We start from the raw sequence: 21,155 nt of genomic DNA, 5'->3' as shown, positions 1-21,155 counted from the left end.
CCGTCCGAAATGCGACACGACGGCGGGAGAGGATTCTCTCCCGCCGTCATTCCCGCCTATATGGAGATCGACGACCGGCGCGCGCCGGAGCAGCGGACGATCCGATGGCCGACACCACCCCGTTCCATTCCCCCAAGACCCACGGTTTCGTGCGCGTGGCGGCGGCGACCCCGGTCAGCCATGTCGGCGATCCGAAGGCGAATGCCGAAGAGCACCTGGCCCTGGTCCGTCAGGCGGCCGATCAGGGCGTGGACCTGATGGTGTTTCCAGAACTGTCGCTGTCGGCCTACGCCATCGACGACCTGCATATGCAGGCCGCCCTGTTGGACGAGGTGGAGCGTCAGATCGCGGTCATCGCCCAGGCGACGGGCGAGCACGATCTAGTGGCGGTGGTCGGGGCGCCGATCCGCAACGGCGACGCCCTGTACAACTGCGCTGTGGTCATGGGCGCCGGCGAGGTTCTGGGGGTCGTGCCCAAGACCTATCTGCCCAACTACCGGGAATATTACGAGAAACGCTGGTTCGCCCCGGCGACGGCCCGCGCCGAGGACGAGATCCGGCTGAACGGCGAGACGGTGGACTTCGCCCCCGGCCTGGTGTTCGAGGCGGTCAACCGGCCGGGCTTCGTCTTCGCGGTCGAGATCTGCGAGGACTATTGGGCGCCCCTGCCCCCCTCGACCCGCGCGGCCCTGGCGGGGGCGCGCATCCTGCTGAACCTGTCGGCGTCCAACATCGTCATCGGCAAGGCCGACGAGCGCGCCATGCTGAGCGCCAGCCATTCGGCCCGCACCCTGTCGGCCTATGTCTTCACCGCATCAGGCTGGGGCGAGAGCACCACCGACCTGGCCTGGGACGGTCAGGCGACCATCCACGAACTGGGCTCGAAACTGGCCGAAGGCGAACGGTTCGCCCTGGAGAACCATCTGACCCTCGCCGACGTGGACGTGGACCGGATCGGGCTGGATCGGCTGCGGAACGGCACCTTCGCCGAATGCGCCCGTGTCGAGGGCGAGCCGGCGACCGTCGTGCCCTTCATGGCGCGCGAAGACGCGGTCGAGAGCGAGCTGATCCGGCCGCTGGACCGCTTCCCCTTCGTGCCCGACGACGCCGGGCGGCTGGATCAGGACTGCTACGAGGCCTTCAACATCCAGGTCCAGGGCCTGATGCGGCGGATGACGGCGACCCAGGCCGAACGGCTGGTGATCGGGGTGTCGGGCGGGCTGGATTCGACCCAGGCCCTGCTGGTCGCCTGCCGCGCCTTCGACCGGTTGAACCTGCCACGGACCAATATCCTGGCCTATACGATGCCGGGCTTCGCGACCTCGGACGGGACCAAGTCGAACGCCTGGGCCCTGATGAAGGCCCTGGGCGTCACCGGGGCCGAGATCGACATTCGCCCCGCCGCCGAACAGATGTTCAAGGACATCGGCCACGCCTATGCGGCGGGCGAACCGGTCCACGACATCACCTTCGAGAATGTGCAGGCGGGACTGCGGACCGACTATCTGTTCCGGCTGGCCAACCAGAACGGGGCCTTCGTCCTGGGCACCGGTGATCTGTCGGAACTGGCCCTGGGCTGGGCCACCTATGGCGTCGGCGACCATATGAGCCACTACAACGTCAACGGCGGGGTGGCGAAGACCCTGATCCGTCACCTGATCCGCTGGGTGGCCGATCGCGAACTGGTCGGCGCCGAGGCGACCCCGACCCTGCACGCCATCCTGAACACCGAGATTTCGCCCGAACTGGTTCCGGCCAAGGACGGCGTGATCCAGTCCACCGAGGGGACGGTCGGCCCCTATGCGCTGAACGACTTCTTCCTGTTCTACATCAGCCGCTTCGGCCTGAAGCCGTCCAAGGTCGCCTTCCTGGCGCACCAGGCCTGGAGCGACGCCGGCGCCGGACATTGGCCCGCGAACACGCCCGACGACGAAAAGGTCGAATACGACCTGGCGACCATCAAGGCCTGGCTGAGGAAGTTCCTGATCCGCTTCTTCCAGACCGCCCAGTTCAAACGCTCGGCCCTGCCGAACGGGCCGAAGGTGGTGACCGGCGGCTCCCTGTCCCCACGCGGCGACTGGCGCGCCCCGTCCGACGGCAATGCGCGGGTCTGGCTGGACGAACTGGACGCCAACGTCCCGGATTAAATGTCTCCTCCCCGCTTGGCGGGGAGGAGACTACGCAAAAATCCCGCATCTCGAGTGTGGATATTCGGCGATCCCCTCGCTAGAAGCTTCGCCATGACCGAAGACGTGACCAAAGACTCGAACGGCAACATCCTGGCCGACGGCGACAACGTGACCCTGATCAAGGATCTGAAGGTCAAGGGTTCGGGCGGGGTGACGCTGAAGCGCGGCACCCTGGTCAAGAACATCCGTCTGACCGGCGACACCGACGAGATCGAGGCCAATGTGGACAAGGTGCGCGGCCTGGTCCTACGCGTCGAGTTCGTGAAGAAGGCCTGACCGCCCCCTCTTCCCAAACAGGACGTCAGCCGCCATCTAGCGGCCTATGACCGACACCCTCGCCGCCCCCGTTTCGACCGCCGCAACTGGCAAGATCCCCGTCACCGTCCTGACCGGCTATCTCGGCGCGGGCAAGACCACCCTGCTGAACCGAATCCTGACCGAGGATCACGGCAAACGCTACGCCGTCATCGTCAACGAGTTCGGCGAGATCGGCATCGACAACGACCTGGTGGTCGGCGCCGACGAGGACGTGTTCGAGATGAACAACGGCTGCGTCTGCTGCACGGTGCGCGGCGACCTGATCCGCGTGGTCGCCGGCCTGATGAAACGCCAGCGCCCCGGCAAACCCGCCTTCGACGCCATCATCGTCGAGACCACGGGCTTGGCCGACCCCGGCCCGGTGGCCCAGACCTTCTTCGTCGACGAGGACGTCAAGGCCAAGACCCAACTGGACAGCGTCACCACCCTGGTGGACGCCAAACATGTGATGGCGCGGCTGGACGACTCCAAGGAGGCCCGCGAACAGGTGGCCTTCGCCGACCGCATCATCCTGAACAAGGTCGATCTGGCCACGCCGGAAGAATTGGACGCCGTCGAGGCCCGGCTGCGGGCGTTGAACCCCCTGGCGCCCATCGTCCGGGCCGAGCGGTCGAACGTGCCGCTGGACCAGGTGCTGGGCCTGGGCGCCTTCGATCTGGAGCGGATTCTGGAGGTCCAGCCGGACTTCGCCAACCCGCCGCACGGCGCGGACGGCCATGTGCACGACGAGCACTGCGGCCACGACCACCATCATCATGACCACGACCACGGGCATGATCATTCGCACGGCGACCATTCCCATGGCGCCCATTCCCATGGCGCGAGGGGTCACGCCCACCAGGACGACATCAAGGGCATCTCCCTGTCGCTGGACCGTCCGCTGGACGGCGCCAAGTTCACCGCCTGGCTGGACCGGCTGCTGGGCGAACAGGGTCAGAACATCCTGCGCGCCAAGGGCATCATCGACGTCCAGGGCGAGAACCGCCGTCTGGTCTTCCAGGCTGTCCACATGATCCTGGAGGGCGACCTTCAGCGCGAATGGGGCGAAAGCGAACGCCGCTGGAGCCGCGCCGTCTTCATCGGCCGCGAGCTGGACGAGGCCGCGCTGCGGGCCGGGTTCGAGGGTTGCGCGGCGTAATCAAGCCTTCAGCAAGGTTGACCCGCAGAATCAGATGATTCAAACAAGGCAAGGGCCGCATCAAAAGACGCGGCCCCGCCCCTAATCTGCCGACCCTTTGCCGACTGCTGACCGGATCGACGTGCAGGTCAATCCGGTCACCCACGGGCAACGAATCGCCCGCCGTGATGCTAATTCGGCAGGATTCAAGCGATCCGGCAATAAACTATCGCTCAAATCCGTACAGAACCCTCGGATAAAACTCCGGATGTTCTTGGAATGTTCAAAGCGCGCACGGTCGCAACAAGCCTGACCTTAGCGTCGCTTCGGCTCAGACCTTCTCGAACAGCTTGTTCCAGCGGCGCTTGTCGCGGGCCTTCCAGGCGCCGCGGTGATAGGCGTCGGAGCCGATCAGGGGGACAACAGTGGTGGCTTCGGCGAAGACCATCTGTTCGTGGGTGGTCTGGACCTTGCCCCAGGAGGCCGCCTCTTTCAGCGTCGAGGAGGAACAGGCGCCGTCGCGGACGTCGGCGACGGTGATCTGAACCGCATAACGGTGCATCTCGGCCTCGACGCCCAGGATTTCGGCGCAGACGACGGTGTCCTGGGCGAAGTTCTTGGGCACGCCGCCGCCGACCATGAACAGGCCGGTGACGCCGGCGGCGATCTTGATGTCGGTCAGTTCGCGGAAGTCGGCGATGGCGTCCAGCATCAGATAGGCCTGGCCGGCGGCCGCGCGTTCCTTCTGGTGCTTGACCAGGCCGAAGCCGGCCGAGCTGTCGACGAAGGCGGGGCAGAAGATCGGCACGCCCTCTTCATAGGCGGTCTGGATCAGCGAGCCGGGCTTCTTGGCGTTGCCCTCGGACAGCCACTTGCCCATTTCCCAGATGAACTCGCGCGAGGAATAGCCGCGCGGCTCCAGCCGGTTGGCGATCTCCAGGATGGTATGATCGCAGGCTTGGAGCTCTTCCTCGTCGATATAGGTGTCGTAGATCCGGTCGATGTAGTTTTCGCGCAGGACATTGTCGTCCACCTCGCCGGCGGCCTGATAGTGTTTGAAGCCCAGGGCCTCGAAGAAATCCATGTCGACGATCGAGGCGCCGGTGGCGACCACGGCGTCGACCATGCCGAACTTCACCATGTCGCGGTAGACGTGCATGCAGCCGCCGGCCGAGGTCGAACCGGCCAGGATCAGCCAGGGCGAGCAGTCCTCGTCCTCAATGGCCATGGAGAAGATGTCGGCGGCGCGGGCGGTGTCGCGCGAGCTGAAGGACATCTTGCGCATGCTGTCGATGATCGGGCGCGCGTCGAAGGACGTGATGTCCACGTGCTCGACGACATTCTGTAGCAGCTGGGCCTTGGTATTGGCCTGGACGGGTGCGTTCATTTCGGAGGTTTCCCTTTGATTTGAGCGCCCGTCGAACAAGCAGACATGCCGGGACGGAGCGACCGACAGGACCGATAGACTCCCAGCCTCAAGCCGTCACCCTCGGACTTGATCCGAGGGTCGGACGCGCCGCCGCGAACTTCCCGCAAGGGAGTCGCAGACGGCCCGATCCTCGGGTCGAGCCCGAGGATCGCGGATAGGGTTGGAAGCGACCTATTTCCGGCGCGACTTGCGCTGACCGGCCTTACCCTTCGGGCGTGACAGACGCACGACCTTGCGGGCGTTCTCTTCCGCCGTGGTGCGCACGGTCGGGATGGAGCGCGGGGCCAGGCCGTAGAGCGAGGCCATCGGGGCGTCTTCGACTGCGGCGATGTCGTGTTCGCCATAGCCGTTGAAGCCCGTCGACATGGCGACGCCGTAAGCGCCGAGCATGCCGATCTCGATGAAGTCGCCTTCGCGGATGTCGGCCGGAAGCCAGAACGGACCCGGCATATGGTCGATGGAATCGCAGGTCGGGCCGTAGAACTGGAAGGCCTTCAGCTCGCCGGCGCTTTCACCGTCCCGGACCAGCTTGGTCGGGAAGGGCCAGCGCGAGTGGGTCGCGTCGAACAGCGAACCGTACGAGCCGTCGTTCAGATACAGGGCGTCGCCCTTGCGCAGATCGACGCGGGCCAGGATCGACGAGGATTCGGCGACCAGGGCCCGGCCGGGTTCGCACCACAGCTCGGTCGTTTCCGACACCGGCATCTCGTTGAAGCCGCGATGGATGGCGTCGGCGTATTCGCTCATGTCCGGCGGGACCATGCCCGGATAGACCGAGGGGAAGCCGCCGCCGACATCGACGATGTCCACGATGACGCCCGCACGGCTGATCGAACGGCCGACCTGGGCCATGGCGGCCTGGTAGGCGGTCGGGCGCATGCACTGGCTGCCGACGTGGAAGCTGACGCCCATCAGACCGTTCTTGACCGCCTGACGCGTTTCCATCAGCAGAGCCGGCGCCTGATCCGACGAGACGCCGAACTTGCCCGAAAGCGTATAGGCGGCGCCGTCGGCCGAGACGGCCATACGCACGATGAGATTCAGATCATCTGCGCCGCCGGTGGCGTCGAGGATCTTGTTCAGCTCATCCACGCAGTCGAGCGAGAAGGTGCGAACGCCGTGTTCGAAATAGGCCTTGGTGATCGCAGACCGGCTCTTGACCGGGTGCATGAAGGCCAGGCGAACGTCATGGCTGACCGAGCGGACCAGCTCGATCTCGGCGATGGACGCCACGTCGAAGCCGCGAACGCCGGCCTCGATCAGGGTCTCGACGACCCAACGCGACGGGTTCGCCTTCACCGCATAGAAGACGTCGGCCTTTAGATTATCCTGGAACCAGCGCGCCGCTACGGAAACCGAACGCGGCCGCACGAGGGCGACGGGACGTTCAGGGGACCGCTCACGGACCAGGTCCAGGGGAAGCTGATACGTGCGCAATTCACGTAACCCCCTGCTAATTGTGAAACCCAGACCGGCGTTAGCAGCGCTTAACGGTTAGACCACGGGGTCCGCCGGAAGCCGCGATATGGGGGCATCGAACTGTCATGTAAAGGGGTTTTTTCGTGGCGGGGCCTGGGGCGGCCGACAGAATAGCTGTCACAATTCCTAGGGGGCCGTCGTGGGGCAACCTCTGCCGTTCTGGATCGTTGCGGCAGGCGGAGGATTTCATGAATCGCTGGTTGTTCCTGTGGCGCAAGCTGGCGCGCCAACTGTGGGTCAAGGCGACGGCCTATGCAGGCGTGGGCGTCGCGGCGTCGTTGCTGGCGGCCGCCCTGGCGCCCTGGGTTCCCGATGATATGGCCGAACGACTGGGCGGCGAGTCGGTCGAGTCCATACTGACCATATTGGCGTCCAGCCTGCTGGGGGTCGCGACCTTCTCGGTCGGGGCCATGGTGACCGCCTATACGTCGGTGTCCACAGCGGCCAGTCCGCGCGTCGCCGCCCTGGTCACGACCGACGAGGAGACCCAGAAGGCGTTAGCCACCTTTGTCGGGGCGTTTCTGTACGCCATCGTCTCGGTGACGGCGATCAACGCCCACTATTATGGTCAGAACGGCCGCGCCATCCTGTTCCTGGTCAGTCTGGCCATGGTCGGGATGGTGGCCTATCGGCTGCTGGCCTGGATCAACCGCCTGTCCAGCCTGGCGCGGGTGGGTCATACGATCAATCTGGTCGAAGCGCGCGCGCTGAAGGCGCTGGAGACGCGCCGGGACGACCCCTTCTTCGGCGGCCGAGAGGGCCGTCTGAACGCCGGCGCCGATGTCACGGCCAAGACCACCGGCTATGTCCAGAACGTCGATCCCGCACGACTGCAAACCATGGCCAAGGCTCGAGACTGCCAGGTGGAGATCGTGGCGGTGCCCGGCGCCTTCGTGCGCCGCGGCGGCGTCTTGGCGCGCATCAGCCTGCCCGCCTGCGACGACGAGGCGCAGGCTGATTTCCGTTCGGCCTTCACCCTGGGAGATGCGCGATCCTTCGACCAGGACCCCCGTTTCGGAATGATCGTCCTAGGCGAAATAGCCGCCAAGGCCCTATCGCCCGGCGTTAATGATCCGGGCACGGCCATACAGGTGATCGGAACAGGCGTGCGGCTGTTGGACATCTGGGTTCAACCTCCCGAAGATCGCGGTCGCGAGGGGCGCGAACCCCATTGTGATCGCCTGTTCGCGCCCCCAGTGACCCATGAGGATCTGCTGGAAGACCTGTTCGGGCCGATCGCGCGATATGGTGCGGGTGATCTGGTCGTCGCCCTAAGACTACAGAAGGGGCTCGGCGCCTTGGCGAAGACTCCGGCTCTAGCGTCGCCCGTCGCTAGCCTGGCGCAGGAGGCGCTGGACAGATCTCGCGCGGCTCTGCCGCTCGCCGCCGATGTTCAGCGGCTTGAAGCCGCGGCGCTGGCGCGCTGAAGGCAGACGCGCCAAGGCGGGGTCTGGACGAGGTCGCGCCCGACGTGCGATTAAGACTTGCCCAAACGCCCCTATCGCGTCATGCGGCGCCCGTTCGCCACAGCCTCCCAGCGAGTTCATGAGTTCATCCGCAGCCGCCGTCGCCCCCGGGCTAGTCCTGGCGCGCGACGTGTCGAAGACCTTCGGATCTCGAAAGGCGCTGGACGGCGTCACGATTTCCGTCGCCTCGGGCGAAATGGTCGCCCTGATCGGCCCCTCCGGGTCCGGCAAGTCCACCCTGCTGCGTTCGATCACCGGACTTCAGTCGATCGACCCCGGCAAGGGCGTGATCACCGTGTTCGGCGAGACGGTGCAGAAGGACGGTCGCGTCACCGGCGCGGTGCGCAAGGCGCGCGGCAAGCTGGGCATGATCTTCCAGCAGTTCAATCTGGTCGGCCGGCTGAGCCTGTTCGCCAATGTCATGTTGGGCGCCCTGGGGCGTCTGCCGGCCTGGCAGGGGCTGTTGGGCCTGTGGCCCCAGGCCGACAAGGACCGGGCCATGGCCGCCCTGCACCGGGTCGGGGTCAGCGACTACGCCGGTCAGCGCGCCAATACGCTTTCGGGCGGGCAGCAGCAGCGCGGCGCCATCGCCCGCGCCATCGTCCAGGGCGCCAAGGCCATCCTGGCCGACGAACCCGTCGCCTCGCTGGACCCCGTGTCCGCGCGCAAGGTGATGGAGCTGCTGGTCGAGTTGAACCGCCGCGACGGCATGGGGGTGATCGTCACCCTGCACCAGGTCGACTACGCCATCCGCTACTGCGACCGCGTCATCGCGCTGCAGGGCGGCAAGATCGTCTATGACGGTCCCGCCACGGGCCTGGATCACCAGCGCCTGATCGATATCTACGGTCCCGAATTCGAGGACGCGTTCTGGGAGACCAAGGCATGAGCCTGTCCCGCATTTCCGCCACCCGCCGTCTGTTCGCGGCGGCCGGCGCCGCCGTAATGCTGCTGGGCGTCGCCTCGTGCGGCGGCGGCGATGAAAAACAGGCCGCCGGATCCATGCCGTCGGAGCTGACCTTCTCGATCCTGTCCGCAGAAGGCCAGGCCTCGTCCGGGCCGCTGTGGCAGCCGCTGCTGGACGACATGTCCAAAGCGATCGGCATTCCGGTGAAGCCCTTCTTCGCGGGCAACTATAATGTCCTGATCGAGGCCATGCGGTTCAACCAGACCCAGGTGGCCTGGTTCTCGGCCAAGCCGGCGCTGGAAGCCGTCGACCGCGCCCAGGGCGAGGTCATCGCCCGCATCGTCGATCCGGAAGGCCGCGACAGCTACACCTCGACCCTGATCGTGCGTAAGGGTTCGGGCATCACGCTGGACAAGGTGCTGGCCTGCGGCAAGCAGTATGACTTCGGCATCGGCGACGCCCAGTCCACCTCGGGCACCCTGGCGCCCCTGACCTTCCTGTTCAATCCGCGCGGCATCGTGCCGAACCAGTGCTTCAAGACCGTACGGTCGGCCAGCCACCAGGCCAACGCCTTCGCCGTCGCCACGGGCGTGGTGGACGTCGCCACCTCCAACTCGGTCAACACCGTCTTCATGCGCCGCGAGAACCCGCAGCTGGCGTCGCAGATCGAGGACATCTGGGTGTCGCCGCCGATCCCGGAATCCGGCATCGTCATCCGCGAGGACCTGGACCCGGCGCTGAAGGAGAAGCTGCGCAGCTTCTTCCTGACCTATGGCCAAGGCCAGGGGCCTGAAGCCGACCGCCAGCGCCAGGTGCTGGCGGGGCTGAACTATTCGATGTTCCGCGCCGCCGACGACTCCTATCTGGACCCGGTGCGCGAGATGGTCGCCGACCAGAAGCTGACTGAGGCCAAGGCCAAGAACGACCCGGCCGGTGTCGCCGCCGCCGAGCGCGATCTGGCCGCCCTGCGCACCAAGCGCGAGGTCCAGCCTTGACCGAAGTCACCGCAGACATGGCGGCCCGGGGCGGCGTCGCCCCAGGCTCCATCCCCTCGGCGCCGACCAAGTCCCTGTCCTCGACCCTGTTCGACATCCTGTTGTGGGGCGGTCTGGCGATCATCCTGATCGCCAGTTTCGGCAAGGTGGACATGCAGAATTTCGGCCGCCTCTTCTCGGGCTCGTCGAACATCTCGACCTATGGGTCGGATCTGCTGCGCCCCGACTGGGCGGCCATCTTCCCGCCCGGCGATTTCTGGACCTCGTTCACCCATATATTCACCCAGCCGACGACCAGCCTGGCCGGCCAGATGTGGCTGACCGTGCAGATCGCCCTGTGGGGCACCTTCCTGGCCGTCTTCCTGGCCCTGCCGCTCAGCCTGATGGCGTCGCGCAACATCGCGCCGGGCTGGATGGTCTTCATCGTGCGCCGGTTCATGGACCTGCTGCGGTCGATCCCCGACCTGGTCATCGCCACCCTGTTCATCGTCGCCGTGGGTCTGGGCCCGCTGGCGGGCGTGCTGGCCCTGGCGCTGAACACCGGCGGGGTGCTGGCCAAGCTGTTCTCCGAGGCGGTCGAGTCGATCGACAAGGGCCCGGTCGAGGGGGTGCGAGCCACCGGCGCCGGCAAGCTGCACGAGATCGTCTGGGGCGTCTTCCCCCAGGTCGCGCCGCTGTGGACCTCGTTCGCCCTGTATCGGTTCGAATCCAACAGCCGCGCGGCCACCGTGCTGGGCCTGATCGGCGCGGGCGGCATCGGCCAGACCCTGTTCGAGAGCATCCAGGCCTTTGACTATAGCCGCGTCGCCGCCATCGCCATCGTCATCGTGGTCGCCGTGACCCTGATCGACACCCTGTCCCAGGTCATGCGCAAGCGCCTGCTGTAACGGTTTGCGTCCTTGCACTCGGGTTTCGAGCGTCGAGCCGCGCCTGAAAAACCTTCACACTCGTCTGATCTAAACGTCGTGAAACGATGCTCAGGGAGAGCTCAAATGATCCGCACACTGAAACTTGCGACCTCCGCGGCCGTGTTGCTGGCCCTGGCCGCCTGCGGGGACGGCGGCGGCGGAAGCTCCGGAGCCCGGTCGGGCGTTTGGGCGGCAGGATCTTCGACGGTGTTTCCCTTCTCAACCCGGGTCGCCGAGAATTTCGCCCGCACCTCGGGCGGTTCGGCGCCGCGCGTCGAATCCCTGGGCACCGGCGGCGGCATCCAGGCCTTCTGCCAGGGCGTCGGCCCGACGACGCCGGACATCGCCAATGCCTCGCGTCAGATGAAGGCGTCCGAGTTCGACCTCTGCCAGAAGAACGGGGTGACCGACATCGTCGAACTGAAGATCGGCTTCGACGGCATCGTCATCGCCACGGCGCGCAATGGAAACAGCTTCAACTTTGAGTTGAACGACCTGTATGAAGGCCTGGCCAAGGAAGTGCCCGGCCCGAACGGCGCCTTCATCGCCAACCCGGCCAAGACCTGGGATCAGGTCAACAGCGGCCTGCCGAACCAGCGCATCCAGGTCTATGGGCCGCCCCCCACCTCGGGCACGCGCGACGCCTTCCTCGAACTGGGCATGACGCCGGGCGCCAAGCTGGTTCCCGCCGCCGCCGCCGTGGAAAAGACGGACAAGGACCGGTTCGAGGCCCTGGCCCACACGCTGCGTGAAGACGGCGCCTGGATCGACTCGGGCGAGAACGACAACGCCATCGTCCAGACCCTGAGCCGCACGCCCGGATCGCTGGGCGTGTTCGGCTATTCGTTCCTGGAACAGAACCTGGACACCGTGAAGCCCGAGACCATCGACGGTGTCGCCCCCACCGCCGACACCATCGCCAGCGGCGAGTATCCGCTGTCGCGCAGCCTCTTCATCTATGTGAAGAAAGCCCACATCGGCGTGATCCCCGGCCTGCAACAGTTCGTGCAGGAATTCCTGTCGGAGGGCGCGGCGGGCAAGGGCGGCTATCTGGCCGACCGCGGCCTGATCCCGCTGCCGGAAGACCAGCTCCAGGCCCAGCGCGCCGCCGCCACGGCCATGACCCCGATGCAGCGTCCCGCCAGCTGAGGCGGAACCGACAGCCGTCCCGCCCCTTCTTTCGCCGGCCCGCACCGGCTAAGAGGGGCGGGATAGCTGTCAGGATTCATTGATGACCACCACGCCCGCGCGTCTGCGCAAGGCCGTTCTGCCCGTCGCGGGCCTCGGCACCCGGGTTCTGCCCGGCACAAAGACGACCCCCAAGGAACTGCTGAACGTCGTCGATCGGCCGATCCTCTCCTACATCGTCGAAGAAGCCCGCGAAGCCGGCATCGAACATATCGTCTTCGTCACCGGCCGCTCGAAGGGCGCGATCGAGGACTATTTCGACCACCAGATCGAGCTTGAGGCCCAGCTGCTGGCCAAGGGCAAGACCGACATTCTGGAAATGATGAACGCCGAACTGGCCTCGGCCGGCGAGATGAGCTTCACCCGCCAGATGCAGCCCAAGGGGCTGGGCCACGCCGTCTGGTGCGCCCGCGACATCATCGGCCGCGAACCCTTCGCCGTGCTTCTGCCCGACGTCATCGTCGACGGCCAACCCGGCGCGCTGAAACAACTGCTGGACGCCTATGCGGACGTGGGCGGCAATCTGATCGGCGTCGAAGCCGTGCCGGAGAGCGAGACCCACAAATACGGCATCGTCGATCCGGCCGGCCGCGACGGCCGCCGCATCACCATGAAGGGCATGGTGGAAAAGCCGGCCAAGGGGACCGCGCCGTCGAACCTGTCGATCTCGGGCCGCTACATCCTGCAGCCGGAAATCTTCGACCTCCTGGCCACCCAGGAACGCGGCGCCGGCAACGAAATCCAGCTGACCGACGCCATGGCCCGGCTGATGGCCGATCAACCGTTCACCGCCGTCGAATATGAAGGCGTGACCCATGACTGCGGCGACAAGATCGGCCTGCTGCGCGCCAATGTCGCCCTGGCCCTGAAACGCCCCGACCTGGGCGAGGCCGCACGGGCGGCGGTTTCGGCCCTGCTGTAAGACAGACAGCCGGCTCTCCCTCCCCCAGCAGGGGGAGGGAGAAAAGTTGAGCCAGCCTGTTCGGCCTGCTAACCCTCCGCGCAAATCATCAGGAGACGAACCATGGCCACTTCCGAAGGCTGGGACATGCCGACCGGCGATCTCATGAAGGGCAAGAAGGGCCTGATCATGGGCGTGGCCAATTCCAGCTCCATCGCCTGGGGCATCGCGTCCCAGCTGGCGGCCCAGGGCGCGGAACTGGCCTTCACCTATCTGGGCGAGAGCCTGGAGCGTCGCGTGCGTCCGCTGGCCGAGAGCGTCGGCGCCAAGCTGCTGATCCAGGCCGACGTCACCGACGACGCCTCGATGGACGCCGCCTTCGCCGAGCTGGAAAAGACCTTCGGCACGATCGACTTCGTCGTCCATTCGGTGGCCTTCGCCAACAAGGACGAGCTGAAGGGCAGTTTCGTCGACAACACCACGCGCGACAGCTTCCTTCTGGCCATGAACATCTCGGCCTTCAGCTTCGTGGACGTGTCCAAGCGGGCCGCCAAGCTGATGCCGAACGGCGGCAGCCTGATCACCCTGACCTATCTGGGGTCGGAACGGGTCATTCCGAACTACAACACCATGGGCGTGGCCAAGGCCGCGCTGGAGGCGGCGACCCGCTATATCGCCCGCGACCTGGGGCCCAAGAACATCCGCGTCAACGCCATCTCGGCCGGCGCCATGCGCACCTTGTCGCTGGCCGGCATCTCGGGCGGGCGCGGCCTGCACTCCAAGAGCGCCCAGTTCTCGCTGATCAAGGAAGAGACCTCAATGGAGGGCGTCGCCGGCGCCGCCCTGTGGCTGTGCTCCGACCTGGGTCGTTCGACGACGGGCGAAGTGGTTCACGTCGACGCCGGCTTCCATGCCGTGGGTCTGCCGGACGACATGGAAGGCTGATCGGGCTCTTTTCCCCTTTACGGCGACGGTTTAAGGCCGGGGCATGACTGCTCCGGCCTTTTCCATGCGCGTCCCGCCCGCCTCCGCCTTTTCGTCCGCCGCCGTGGCGACTGTCATCGGGTTCGGGGGCACGGTGGCCCTGGTGGTGCAGGCGGGGCAGGCCCTGGGCGCGGACGCCAGCCAGATCGGCTCCATGGTCACGGCGCTGTGCCTGGCCATCGGCATTCCCGGCGCCCTGCTGAGTTGGCGGCTGAAGATCCCCGTGGTCCTGGCCTGGTCCACGCCGGGCGCAGCCCTGCTGGCCGCATCAGCCCTGGGGCTGTCGTGGCAGACGGCGGTCGGCGCCTTCGTCATTTCCGCTGTCCTGATGATCCTGACCGGTCTGATCCCGGCCCTGGGGCGGCTGGCGGGGCGGATCCCGTCGGCCATAGCCTCGGCCATGCTGGCGGGGGTGCTGCTGCCCTTCGTACTGCGGCTGTTCAAGGTCGTGCCGGACGAGACGGCGCTGACCCTGGGCCTGATCGCGGTCTTTCTCGTCTTCCGGCGGCTCTGGCCCACCTGGGCCCTGCCCGCCGTGCTGGCGGCGGCCTTTGCCGTTCTGGCGCTGCGAGGGCAGTTGGCGCTTCCTGAGGGAACCGACCTGTTCGGCCGACTGGAGCCTGTCATTCCGGCCTTCGATGCAAAGGCCGCGATCAGCCTGGGCTTCCCGCTGTTTCTGGTGACCCTGGCGGCGCAGAATCTGCCGGGACTGGTCGTGCTGCAGAGCGCCGGCTATCCGCCGCCGGCGAACCGCCTGATCCTGTCCACCGGGATCGCCAGCCTGGTCGCCGCGCCGTTCGGGGCGCACGGGGTCAATCTGGCCGCCATCACGGCGGCGATCTGCACCGGACCCGACGCCCATCCGGATGCGGGCCGACGCTGGATCGTCGGCGTGATATACGGCGGCTTCTATCTCATCGTGGCCCTGTTCGCCGCGCCGCTGGCGGGCCTGTTCATCGCCATGCCCCCGGCCGTGCTGGCGGCCGTGACGGGCCTGGCCCTGATCGCGCCCCTGACCGGCGCCTTGCTGAGCCTGACGGCCGAGGCGCCGTCGCGCGAGGCCGCCGTCCTGACCTTCGCGGCGACAGCTTCGGGCCTGGCCCTGTTCGGGGTGGGATCGGCCTTCTGGGGATTGGTGGTCGGATTCGCGGCCCTGGGTGCGGGCCGCTTCCTCCGCCGAGCCTAATCCCGCGCCGGGATGTTCAGGCCGCGCTGCACGGCCGGACGAGCTAGCCCGCGTTCCAGCCAGGCGGCGACGCGAGGGAAGTCCTTGAAACCGACGATCTCGCCCGCCTCGTAGAAGCCGACCAGATTGCGGACCCAGCCCAGCGTCGCGACGTCGGCGATGGAATAGTCGCCCATGATCCAGTCCCGGCCTTCCAATCGGATTTCCAGCACGCCCAGCAGGCGGCGGCTTTCGGCGACGTAGCGGTCACGCGGACGCTTGTCCTCATAGTCCTTGCCGGCGAACTTATGGAAGAAGCCCAGCTGGCCGAACATCGGGCCGATCGCGCCCATCTGGAACATGACCCACTGGATGGTCTCGTACCGGGTCGCAGGATCGGCGGAGAGCAGTTTGCCGGTCTTTTCGGCCAGATAGATCAGGATAGCGCCCGACTCGAACAGGGCCAGCGGCCGTCCTCCGGGACCGTCCGGATCGAGAATCGCCGGGATCTTGCCGTTGGGGTTCAGCGACAGATACTCCGGCCCCCAGGTCTCGTTCTTGGTGATGTCGATCAGGTGCGGCTCATAGGCCAGGCCGATCTCCTCCAGCATGATCGAGACCTTCACGCCATTGGGCGTCGGCAGGGAATACAGCTGGAGTCGTTCAGGATGCTGGGCCGGCCAGCGCCGGGTGATCGGAAAGGCGGACAGGTCTGTCATGGGTTCAGCCTCGACTTGTGATGACGACCATGTCGGCGCCACGCGCGACGTTCGCAACTGTCATCGGCACGATTTGGTCGCGGGCTTGTGTCTGGAACCGGACTTGAGAGGGTGCAAGCTTGGCCTTGGCCGATCACAGGTCGCAGGAAGGGAGACGCCCGATGGCGCACAAGTTCGAGATCTACAAGGACAAGGCTGGCGAGTTCCGGGTCCGGTTCAAATACAATTCCGAGACCCTGTTCTCGACCGAGGGCTACAGTTCCAAGGCCTCCGCCCAGAACGCCATCGACTCCATCAAGAAGAACGGCCCGGACGCCGAGGTCGAGGACAAAACCTAGTCCGGCTCGCGCTCGCCCACCTCGGTCGGCGGCACGGCCAGAAGCCAGCCGTCGGCCAGGTGCAGCTCGGGCGTCGCTTCCTTGGTGAAGGGCAGGTACCAGGTGGGGCCGCCGGTCGCGGGGGCGATCTCCAGCATGTCGTCGGCGCCGAAATTCTGGACCGACTTGACCGTGCCCATGACCCTGCCCGCCGTGTCGCGGACCTCTACGCCCAGCAGGTCGGCAAGATAGAATTCGTCCTCCTCCGGCTCCGGGAAGCGGTTGCGGGGGACGTAGAGTTTCAGGCCGCGCAGGGCGTCGGCCTCCTCTTTCGTTGCAATCTCCTTGGCCCGGCCGACCACGCCGCTCTTGTCGGGGCGGGTCGCGGACAGGGTCAGGGCGACCGTGCCGTCGGCGCGAAGCAGCGGGCCATAGGCGGTCAGGGCCAGGGGATCGGCGGTAAAGGCGGTCACCCGCACCTCGCCCCGCACCCCGAAACCGCCGCCGATCTGGCCGACGAGGATCAATCTGCTGTCCGTGGTCATGGTCGTCCTTAGCGCATGAAAAAGGCGGCGTCGAAGGACGCCGCCTTGATCGTGTCGAGACCGAAAGCCTTAGGCTTCGGTCTTTTCTTCGGTTGCTTCTTCAGCAGCCGGAGCTTCTTCAGCAGCGGCTTCAGCGGCGGGCGCTTCTTCGGCAGGCGCTTCTTCAGCCGGAGCTTCTTCGACAGCCGGAGCAGCGGCGGCGGCGGCGGCTTCTTCCTTGGCGCGGGCGGCGGCTTCAGCGGCCTCGACCTTGGCGGCGGCTTCGGCTTCCAGGCGGTCGGCTTCGCGCTGGGCGCGTTCGGCGGCGCGCTCTTGCGCCTTCTTGCCGGGCTGGGCCTTGTTCGGGTTGTTGGACTGGGTCCACTTCACCTTCTGGCCCAGGGTCTCGTCCTGCGACAGGAAGCGGGCGACGCGGTCGGTCGGTTGGGCGCCCTTGCCGAGCCATTCGGCGATACGCTCGACCTTCAGGGCGACGCGCGGCTGGGCGCCGTCCTTGGGCAGCATCGGGTTGTAGCTGCCGACCTTCTCGATGAACTTGCCGTCGCGGGGCGAATGCGAGTCAGCGATGACGATGTGGTAGTAGGGGCGCTTCTTGGCGCCGCCGCGGGCCAGACGAATCTTCAGCATTGTCAGTCTCTTTCTAGGAAGTCGTTATTTCTTGGGAGGGAAGCCCGGAAGGCCCGGAAGGCCGCCCGGAAGTTGTCCGCCGCCCCCGAGGGGGTTTCCAAGGCCCGCAAGGCGGTCCTGGATGGCTTTCAGTTCGTCGGCGCTGGGTTCCGGCGTCTTGCCGCCGCCCAGGGCCTTCAATCGGTTCAGATCGGGGCCGCCGCCCATGCCCGGCATGCCGGGAATGCCCCCGCCGCCGCCGAGGCCGCCCAGCATGGCGGCCATCTGCTGCATCTTCTTGGGTCCGCCGCGCGCCATCTGTTTGACCACATCGGCCATCTGGCGGTGCTGTTTCAGGACCCGGTTCACGTCCTGCACATCCACGCCGGCGCCGGCGGCGATCCGTTTCTTGCGGCTGGCGTTCAGCAGGTCCGGCTTCTTGCGCTCGGCCTTGGTCATCGAGGAGATGATGGCTTCCTGGCGCAGGATCATGCGGTCGTCGATGCCGCTCTCGGCCATCTGGCCCTTCATCTTGGCCACGCCAGGCAACATGCCCATGATGCCCTGAAGCCCGCCCATCCGCTTCATCTGCTGAAGCTGGCCGGCGAGATCGTCCAGGTCGAACTGGCCCTTGGCCAGTTTGCGGGCCATCTTCTCGGCCTTGGCCTGGTCCAGGTCCTGGCTGGCCTTTTCGACCAACGCGACGATATCGCCCTGACCCAGGATACGGCCGGCGACGCGACGGGCGTCGAAGACGTCCAGGGCGTCGACCTTTTCGCCGGCGCCCAGATATTTGATCGGCAGGCCGGTGACCGCCCGCATCGACAGCATGGCGCCGCCGCGACCGTCGCCGTCGGCGCGGGTCAGGACCAGGCCGGTCAGGGGCAGGCGGGCGTGGAAGGCGGCCGCGGTGCGAACCGCGTCCTGGCCGGTCAGGCTGTCGGCGACCAGCAGGGTCTCGACGGGCTTGGAGATCTCGGCGACCTCGGCCACCTCGTTCATCAGCCCTTCGTCCAGGGTGATGCGGCCGGCGGTGTCGAGGATCAGGACGTCGAAGCCCTGGAGCTTGGCCGACTGCAGCGCCCGGCGCGTGATCTGGACGGCGCTTTCGCCCGCCACGATGGGCAGGACGGCGACGTCGATCTGTTTGCCCAGCTGGGCCAGCTGTTCCATCGCGGCCGGACGACGGGTGTCCAGCGAGGCCATCATGACCTTCTTGCGATCGAACTTGGTCAGGCGCAGCGCCAGCTTGGCCGAGGTCGTGGTCTTGCCCGAGCCCTGAAGGCCGGCCATCAGCACCACGGCGGGCGGAGTGGCGTTGGTGTTGAGCGGGACCGGCTCTTCGCCGCCCAGCATCTCGATCAGGCCGTCATAGACGATCTTGACCACCTGGTCGGCCGGCTTGACCGAACGGATGACCTCTTCACCGGTCGCGCGTTCGGTGGCGAAGGCGATGAATTCCTTGACGACCGGCAGGGCGACGTCAGCCTCGAGCAGGGCCACGCGCACTTCGCGCATCGCCTCGGCGACATCCTTTTCGGACAGGGCGCCGCGGCCGGTGATCCGGTCAAAGACGCCTGTCAGCCGCTCGTTCAGAGCCTCGAACATTCACTACCTCGTGGCGACGGGTGAAGCGGCTCCATACGACAACGGCCTCTGGCGACGATCACGTCGGCAGAGGGTTCTCGCCAGCCTCGTTCTTTCCTTGGGGCTACCGGCCTTCGGCCTACTTGAGCCCGAAAGGGCCGTGCTCAAGTACCGCCAGGCGCGATAGCACAACAGAAAAGCTGTCGTGCTGGTGGAGACGCGAGGTTCACTTGCGTCGGAAGCGCCGGCTTATGAAGGAAAACAAGGGGAATGTCGACTCTCTGTCGACCGCCCTGGTTCTTTCGCCCTATTTCCCGCCCGTCAGCGCCCCATACAGATCCGTCCGCCGATCCCGGAAGAAGCCCCAGGCCGCGCGATACTTGTCCAGTTCATCCAGGTCGAAGCGGTGCACCAGCACCCCCTCCTCCTCGGCGCCCAGGCTCTCGACCAGATCGCCCTGCTGATCGGCGATGAAGGAATGGCCGTAGAAGGTCTGGCCGACCTCGGTCACCGTCTCATGGCCGATCCGGTTGGCGCCGACCACCGGCACTGCGTTGGACACCGCATGGCCCTGCATGGCCCGCCGCCAGGGCTGAGCCGTGTGCAAGGTCGCGTCATGCGGCTCGGTGCCGATGGCGGTCGGATACATCAGCACGTCGGCGCCCATCAGCATCATCGCCCGCGCGGCTTCCGGGAACCACTGGTCCCAGCAGATGCCGACCCCGACCTTGCCAAACCGGGTGTTCCAGACCTTGAAGCCCGTATCGCCCGGCCGGAAATAATATTTCTCCTGATAGCCGGGGCCGTCGGGAATATGGCTCTTGCGATAGACGCCCAGAGCCTCGCCGTCCGCGTCCAGCATGACCAGCGAGTTGTAATACTGCGGCCCGTCCTTCTCGAAGATCGAGACCGGAATGGCCACGCCCAGTTCCCTGGCCACCGGCGCCATGGCCGTGACGCACGGGTGCGTGCGCCATTCATAGGCCTGGCTGAACCAGTGCTCCTCCTGCGACACGCAGAAATACGGCCCCTGGAACAGTTCGGACGGCAGGATCACCTGCGCGCCCTTGCCCGCCGCCTCGCGCACGAAGTCGATGGTCTTGGCGATGTTCGCCTGCATGTCCTCGCCATAAGAGGTCTGGATGCCGGCGACGGTGATGTTGCGGGTCATGCGGGCTCCTGCTGGGAGATACAATGGAACGAGCCGCCGCCGGTCAGGATGGCCTTGGACGGCAGCGGAATGATCTCGCGATCAGGGAAGGCAGTCGCCAGGGCCTCGCAGGCGAACCGCGCGGCCTCGTCGTCGCCATAGGTCGGCACGACCACGGCGCCGTTGGCGATCAGGAAGTTCATGTGGCTGGCCGGGATCGGACGCTCGTCCTCGTCCAGAACCAGGCCCGGCGAAGGGATCCTCAGCACACGGATCTTGCGTCCTGCGGCGTCGGTCATGCCCGACAGGTCGCGAGCGACGGCGTCATAGACCTCGGCGTTCGGATCGTCACGGCCCCAGGCGATCGGGCAGGCCACAACGCCCGGCGCGACGAAACGGGCCAGATTGTCGACGTGGCCGTCGGTGTGGTCGTTCAGCAGGCCGTCGCCCAGCCACAGCACGGCCTTGGCGCCAATGGCCGTCTCCAGCGCCGCGGTCGCGACCGTCTCGTCCTGATTCCACGCCGGGTTGCGGTTGGGGTTCAACAGGCACTGGCGCGTGGTCAGGACCGTCCCCTCCCCGTCGTGATCCAGCGACCCGCCCTCCATGACGAAGTCGTTCCACGTCAGGGGCACGCCCGAATGCTCGCCGATCTGGCCCGCGACCAGCTCGTCGCCCGGCATGTCGTACTTGCCGCCCCAGCCGTTGAACCGGAACGCCGCCGCCGTCTTCGACCCCGCGCCGAAGATCGGCCCGGTGTCGCGCAGCCAGATGTCGCCGAACTCACCCGGCACGACCTCGACATTCTCGACGCCCTCAAAGCGCGCCCGGGCGTCCGCCAGCACCTCGGCCTTGCCGACCATCAGCCTGACCTGTTCACGCCCCGGCCCGGCCAGGGCCCGCACCAGACCCTCGACCTCGTCCTGCGCCTGTTCCAGCGCCTCGAACCAGTACTCGGCATGACTGGGCCAGCCCACCCACATGGCGCGGTGCGGCGCCCACTCGGCGGGGATGGGAGCGGAGATGGGAGCGGTCATGGGCGGACGGTCCTGTCTGGGTTCCGGAGGTGTCGGCGGGCGACCCGCGAGCCGCGCCATATGGCCCCTCCCGCCCCCGACTTCAACGGCGGGCGTTGCGCAAAGAAAAGGGCGGCCCGCGAACGGACCGCCCTTCGTCGTTTCAGTC

Annotated in this window: 20 protein-coding genes; 12 read left to right on the top strand and 8 right to left on the bottom strand. The window is 66.6% G+C overall.

The annotated features are described in order from the left end of the window. Positions 1-104 precede the first annotated feature (104 nt). The 3 genes from ACVPT3_RS01235 to ACVPT3_RS01225 all read left to right on the top strand — a co-directional run bounded on the left by ACVPT3_RS01235 (position 105) and on the right by ACVPT3_RS01225 (position 3,645). Positions 105-2,147: an NAD(+) synthase gene (locus ACVPT3_RS01235; RefSeq protein ID WP_492042421.1), complete on the top strand. Its 2,043-nt coding sequence runs from the start codon at positions 105-107 to the stop codon at positions 2,145-2,147. A gap of 93 nt (positions 2,148-2,240) precedes the next feature. Then, entirely contained in the window at positions 2,241-2,465 is a 225-nt protein-coding gene (locus ACVPT3_RS01230) for an alkylphosphonate utilization protein (protein WP_492042420.1), read from the top strand. 46 nt (positions 2,466-2,511) lie between these two features. Then, complete coding sequence (locus tag ACVPT3_RS01225) at positions 2,512-3,645, top strand: CobW family GTP-binding protein (protein ID WP_492042419.1); 1,134 nt, start codon at positions 2,512-2,514, stop codon at positions 3,643-3,645. Positions 3,646-3,955: 310 nt separating this feature from the next. Here ACVPT3_RS01225 and ACVPT3_RS01220 read toward each other — a convergent pair whose 3' ends face one another. Continuing rightward, positions 3,956-5,011, bottom strand: coding sequence for a 1,9-bis(guanidino)-5-aza-nonane synthase (locus ACVPT3_RS01220; RefSeq protein ID WP_492042418.1), 1,056 nt, complete (start codon positions 5,009-5,011; stop codon positions 3,956-3,958). Between the two features lie 213 nt (positions 5,012-5,224). Next, entirely contained in the window at positions 5,225-6,490 is a 1,266-nt protein-coding gene (locus ACVPT3_RS01215; protein WP_492042417.1) for a type III PLP-dependent enzyme, read from the bottom strand. A gap of 230 nt (positions 6,491-6,720) precedes the next feature. Between ACVPT3_RS01215 and ACVPT3_RS01210 the strand changes: the two genes are divergently transcribed. The 8 genes from ACVPT3_RS01210 to ACVPT3_RS01175 all read left to right on the top strand — a co-directional run bounded on the left by ACVPT3_RS01210 (position 6,721) and on the right by ACVPT3_RS01175 (position 15,067). Further along, positions 6,721-7,959, top strand: a complete 1,239-nt coding sequence (locus tag ACVPT3_RS01210) for a DUF2254 domain-containing protein (RefSeq protein ID WP_492042416.1) — start codon at positions 6,721-6,723, stop codon at positions 7,957-7,959. 118 nt (positions 7,960-8,077) lie between these two features. Next, positions 8,078-8,887 (top strand): phosphonate ABC transporter ATP-binding protein, encoded by an 810-nt coding sequence (phnC, locus tag ACVPT3_RS01205; protein WP_492042415.1) that lies wholly within the window; start codon positions 8,078-8,080, stop codon positions 8,885-8,887. Beyond that, positions 8,884-9,900: a phosphate/phosphite/phosphonate ABC transporter substrate-binding protein gene (gene phnD, locus ACVPT3_RS01200; RefSeq protein ID WP_492042414.1), complete on the top strand. Its 1,017-nt coding sequence runs from the start codon at positions 8,884-8,886 to the stop codon at positions 9,898-9,900. Before phnC ends, phnD begins: the two co-directional genes overlap by 4 nt. Beyond that, the gene (gene phnE, locus ACVPT3_RS01195; protein ID WP_492042413.1) at positions 9,897-10,787 is read left to right on the top strand and encodes a phosphonate ABC transporter, permease protein PhnE; all 891 of its coding nucleotides are present in this window, start codon (positions 9,897-9,899) and stop codon (positions 10,785-10,787) included. Before phnD ends, phnE begins: the two co-directional genes overlap by 4 nt. A 105-nt stretch (positions 10,788-10,892) precedes the next feature. Further along, positions 10,893-11,957, top strand: coding sequence for a substrate-binding domain-containing protein (locus ACVPT3_RS01190; RefSeq protein ID WP_492042412.1), 1,065 nt, complete (start codon positions 10,893-10,895; stop codon positions 11,955-11,957). A gap of 82 nt (positions 11,958-12,039) precedes the next feature. Next, complete coding sequence (locus tag ACVPT3_RS01185) at positions 12,040-12,918, top strand: UTP--glucose-1-phosphate uridylyltransferase (RefSeq protein WP_492042411.1); 879 nt, start codon at positions 12,040-12,042, stop codon at positions 12,916-12,918. A 126-nt stretch (positions 12,919-13,044) separates the two neighbouring features. Beyond that, positions 13,045-13,842, top strand: a complete 798-nt coding sequence (locus tag ACVPT3_RS01180) for an enoyl-ACP reductase FabI (RefSeq protein ID WP_492028066.1) — start codon at positions 13,045-13,047, stop codon at positions 13,840-13,842. Between the two features lie 43 nt (positions 13,843-13,885). Beyond that, a complete protein-coding gene (locus ACVPT3_RS01175; RefSeq protein WP_492042410.1) occupies positions 13,886-15,067 on the top strand; it encodes a benzoate/H(+) symporter BenE family transporter in 1,182 nt (393 codons plus the stop codon). Here the strand turns inward: ACVPT3_RS01175 and ACVPT3_RS01170 are convergent. Then, entirely contained in the window at positions 15,064-15,765 is a 702-nt protein-coding gene (locus ACVPT3_RS01170; RefSeq protein ID WP_492042409.1) for a glutathione S-transferase N-terminal domain-containing protein, read from the bottom strand. The two genes, ACVPT3_RS01175 and ACVPT3_RS01170, sit on opposite strands and share 4 nt — an antisense overlap. A 161-nt stretch (positions 15,766-15,926) precedes the next feature. On the opposite strand from ACVPT3_RS01170, the gene ACVPT3_RS01165 reads away from it, so the two are divergent. After that, on the top strand, positions 15,927-16,103 hold the full coding sequence (locus tag ACVPT3_RS01165) for a YegP family protein (protein ID WP_492042408.1): 177 nt from the start codon (positions 15,927-15,929) through the stop codon (positions 16,101-16,103). On the opposite strand, the gene rimM is transcribed toward ACVPT3_RS01165, so the two are convergent. The 5 genes from rimM to ACVPT3_RS01140 all read right to left on the bottom strand — a co-directional run bounded on the left by rimM (position 16,100) and on the right by ACVPT3_RS01140 (position 21,007). Further along, positions 16,100-16,627, bottom strand: a complete 528-nt coding sequence (rimM, locus tag ACVPT3_RS01160; protein WP_492042407.1) for a ribosome maturation factor RimM — start codon at positions 16,625-16,627, stop codon at positions 16,100-16,102. The genes ACVPT3_RS01165 and rimM overlap by 4 nt on opposite strands. A gap of 69 nt (positions 16,628-16,696) precedes the next feature. Beyond that, positions 16,697-17,254: a 30S ribosomal protein S16 gene (rpsP, locus tag ACVPT3_RS01155; protein ID WP_492042406.1), complete on the bottom strand. Its 558-nt coding sequence runs from the start codon at positions 17,252-17,254 to the stop codon at positions 16,697-16,699. A gap of 24 nt (positions 17,255-17,278) precedes the next feature. Beyond that, positions 17,279-18,841, bottom strand: a complete 1,563-nt coding sequence (gene ffh, locus ACVPT3_RS01150) for a signal recognition particle protein (RefSeq protein WP_492042405.1) — start codon at positions 18,839-18,841, stop codon at positions 17,279-17,281. Positions 18,842-19,127: 286 nt separating this feature from the next. Further along, positions 19,128-19,991, bottom strand: coding sequence for an N-carbamoylputrescine amidase (aguB, locus tag ACVPT3_RS01145; protein ID WP_492042404.1), 864 nt, complete (start codon positions 19,989-19,991; stop codon positions 19,128-19,130). Further along, a complete protein-coding gene (locus tag ACVPT3_RS01140) occupies positions 19,988-21,007 on the bottom strand; it encodes an agmatine deiminase family protein (RefSeq protein ID WP_492042403.1) in 1,020 nt (339 codons plus the stop codon). The genes aguB and ACVPT3_RS01140 overlap by 4 nt, the downstream gene beginning before the upstream one ends. Positions 21,008-21,155 lie beyond the last annotated feature (148 nt).

The sequence above is a fragment of the Brevundimonas sp. FV1ps31S genome (genome assembly GCF_058681265.1).
The sequence above is the reverse complement of the archived record's forward strand: the minus strand, read 5'-3'. Positions and strand labels throughout refer to the sequence as shown.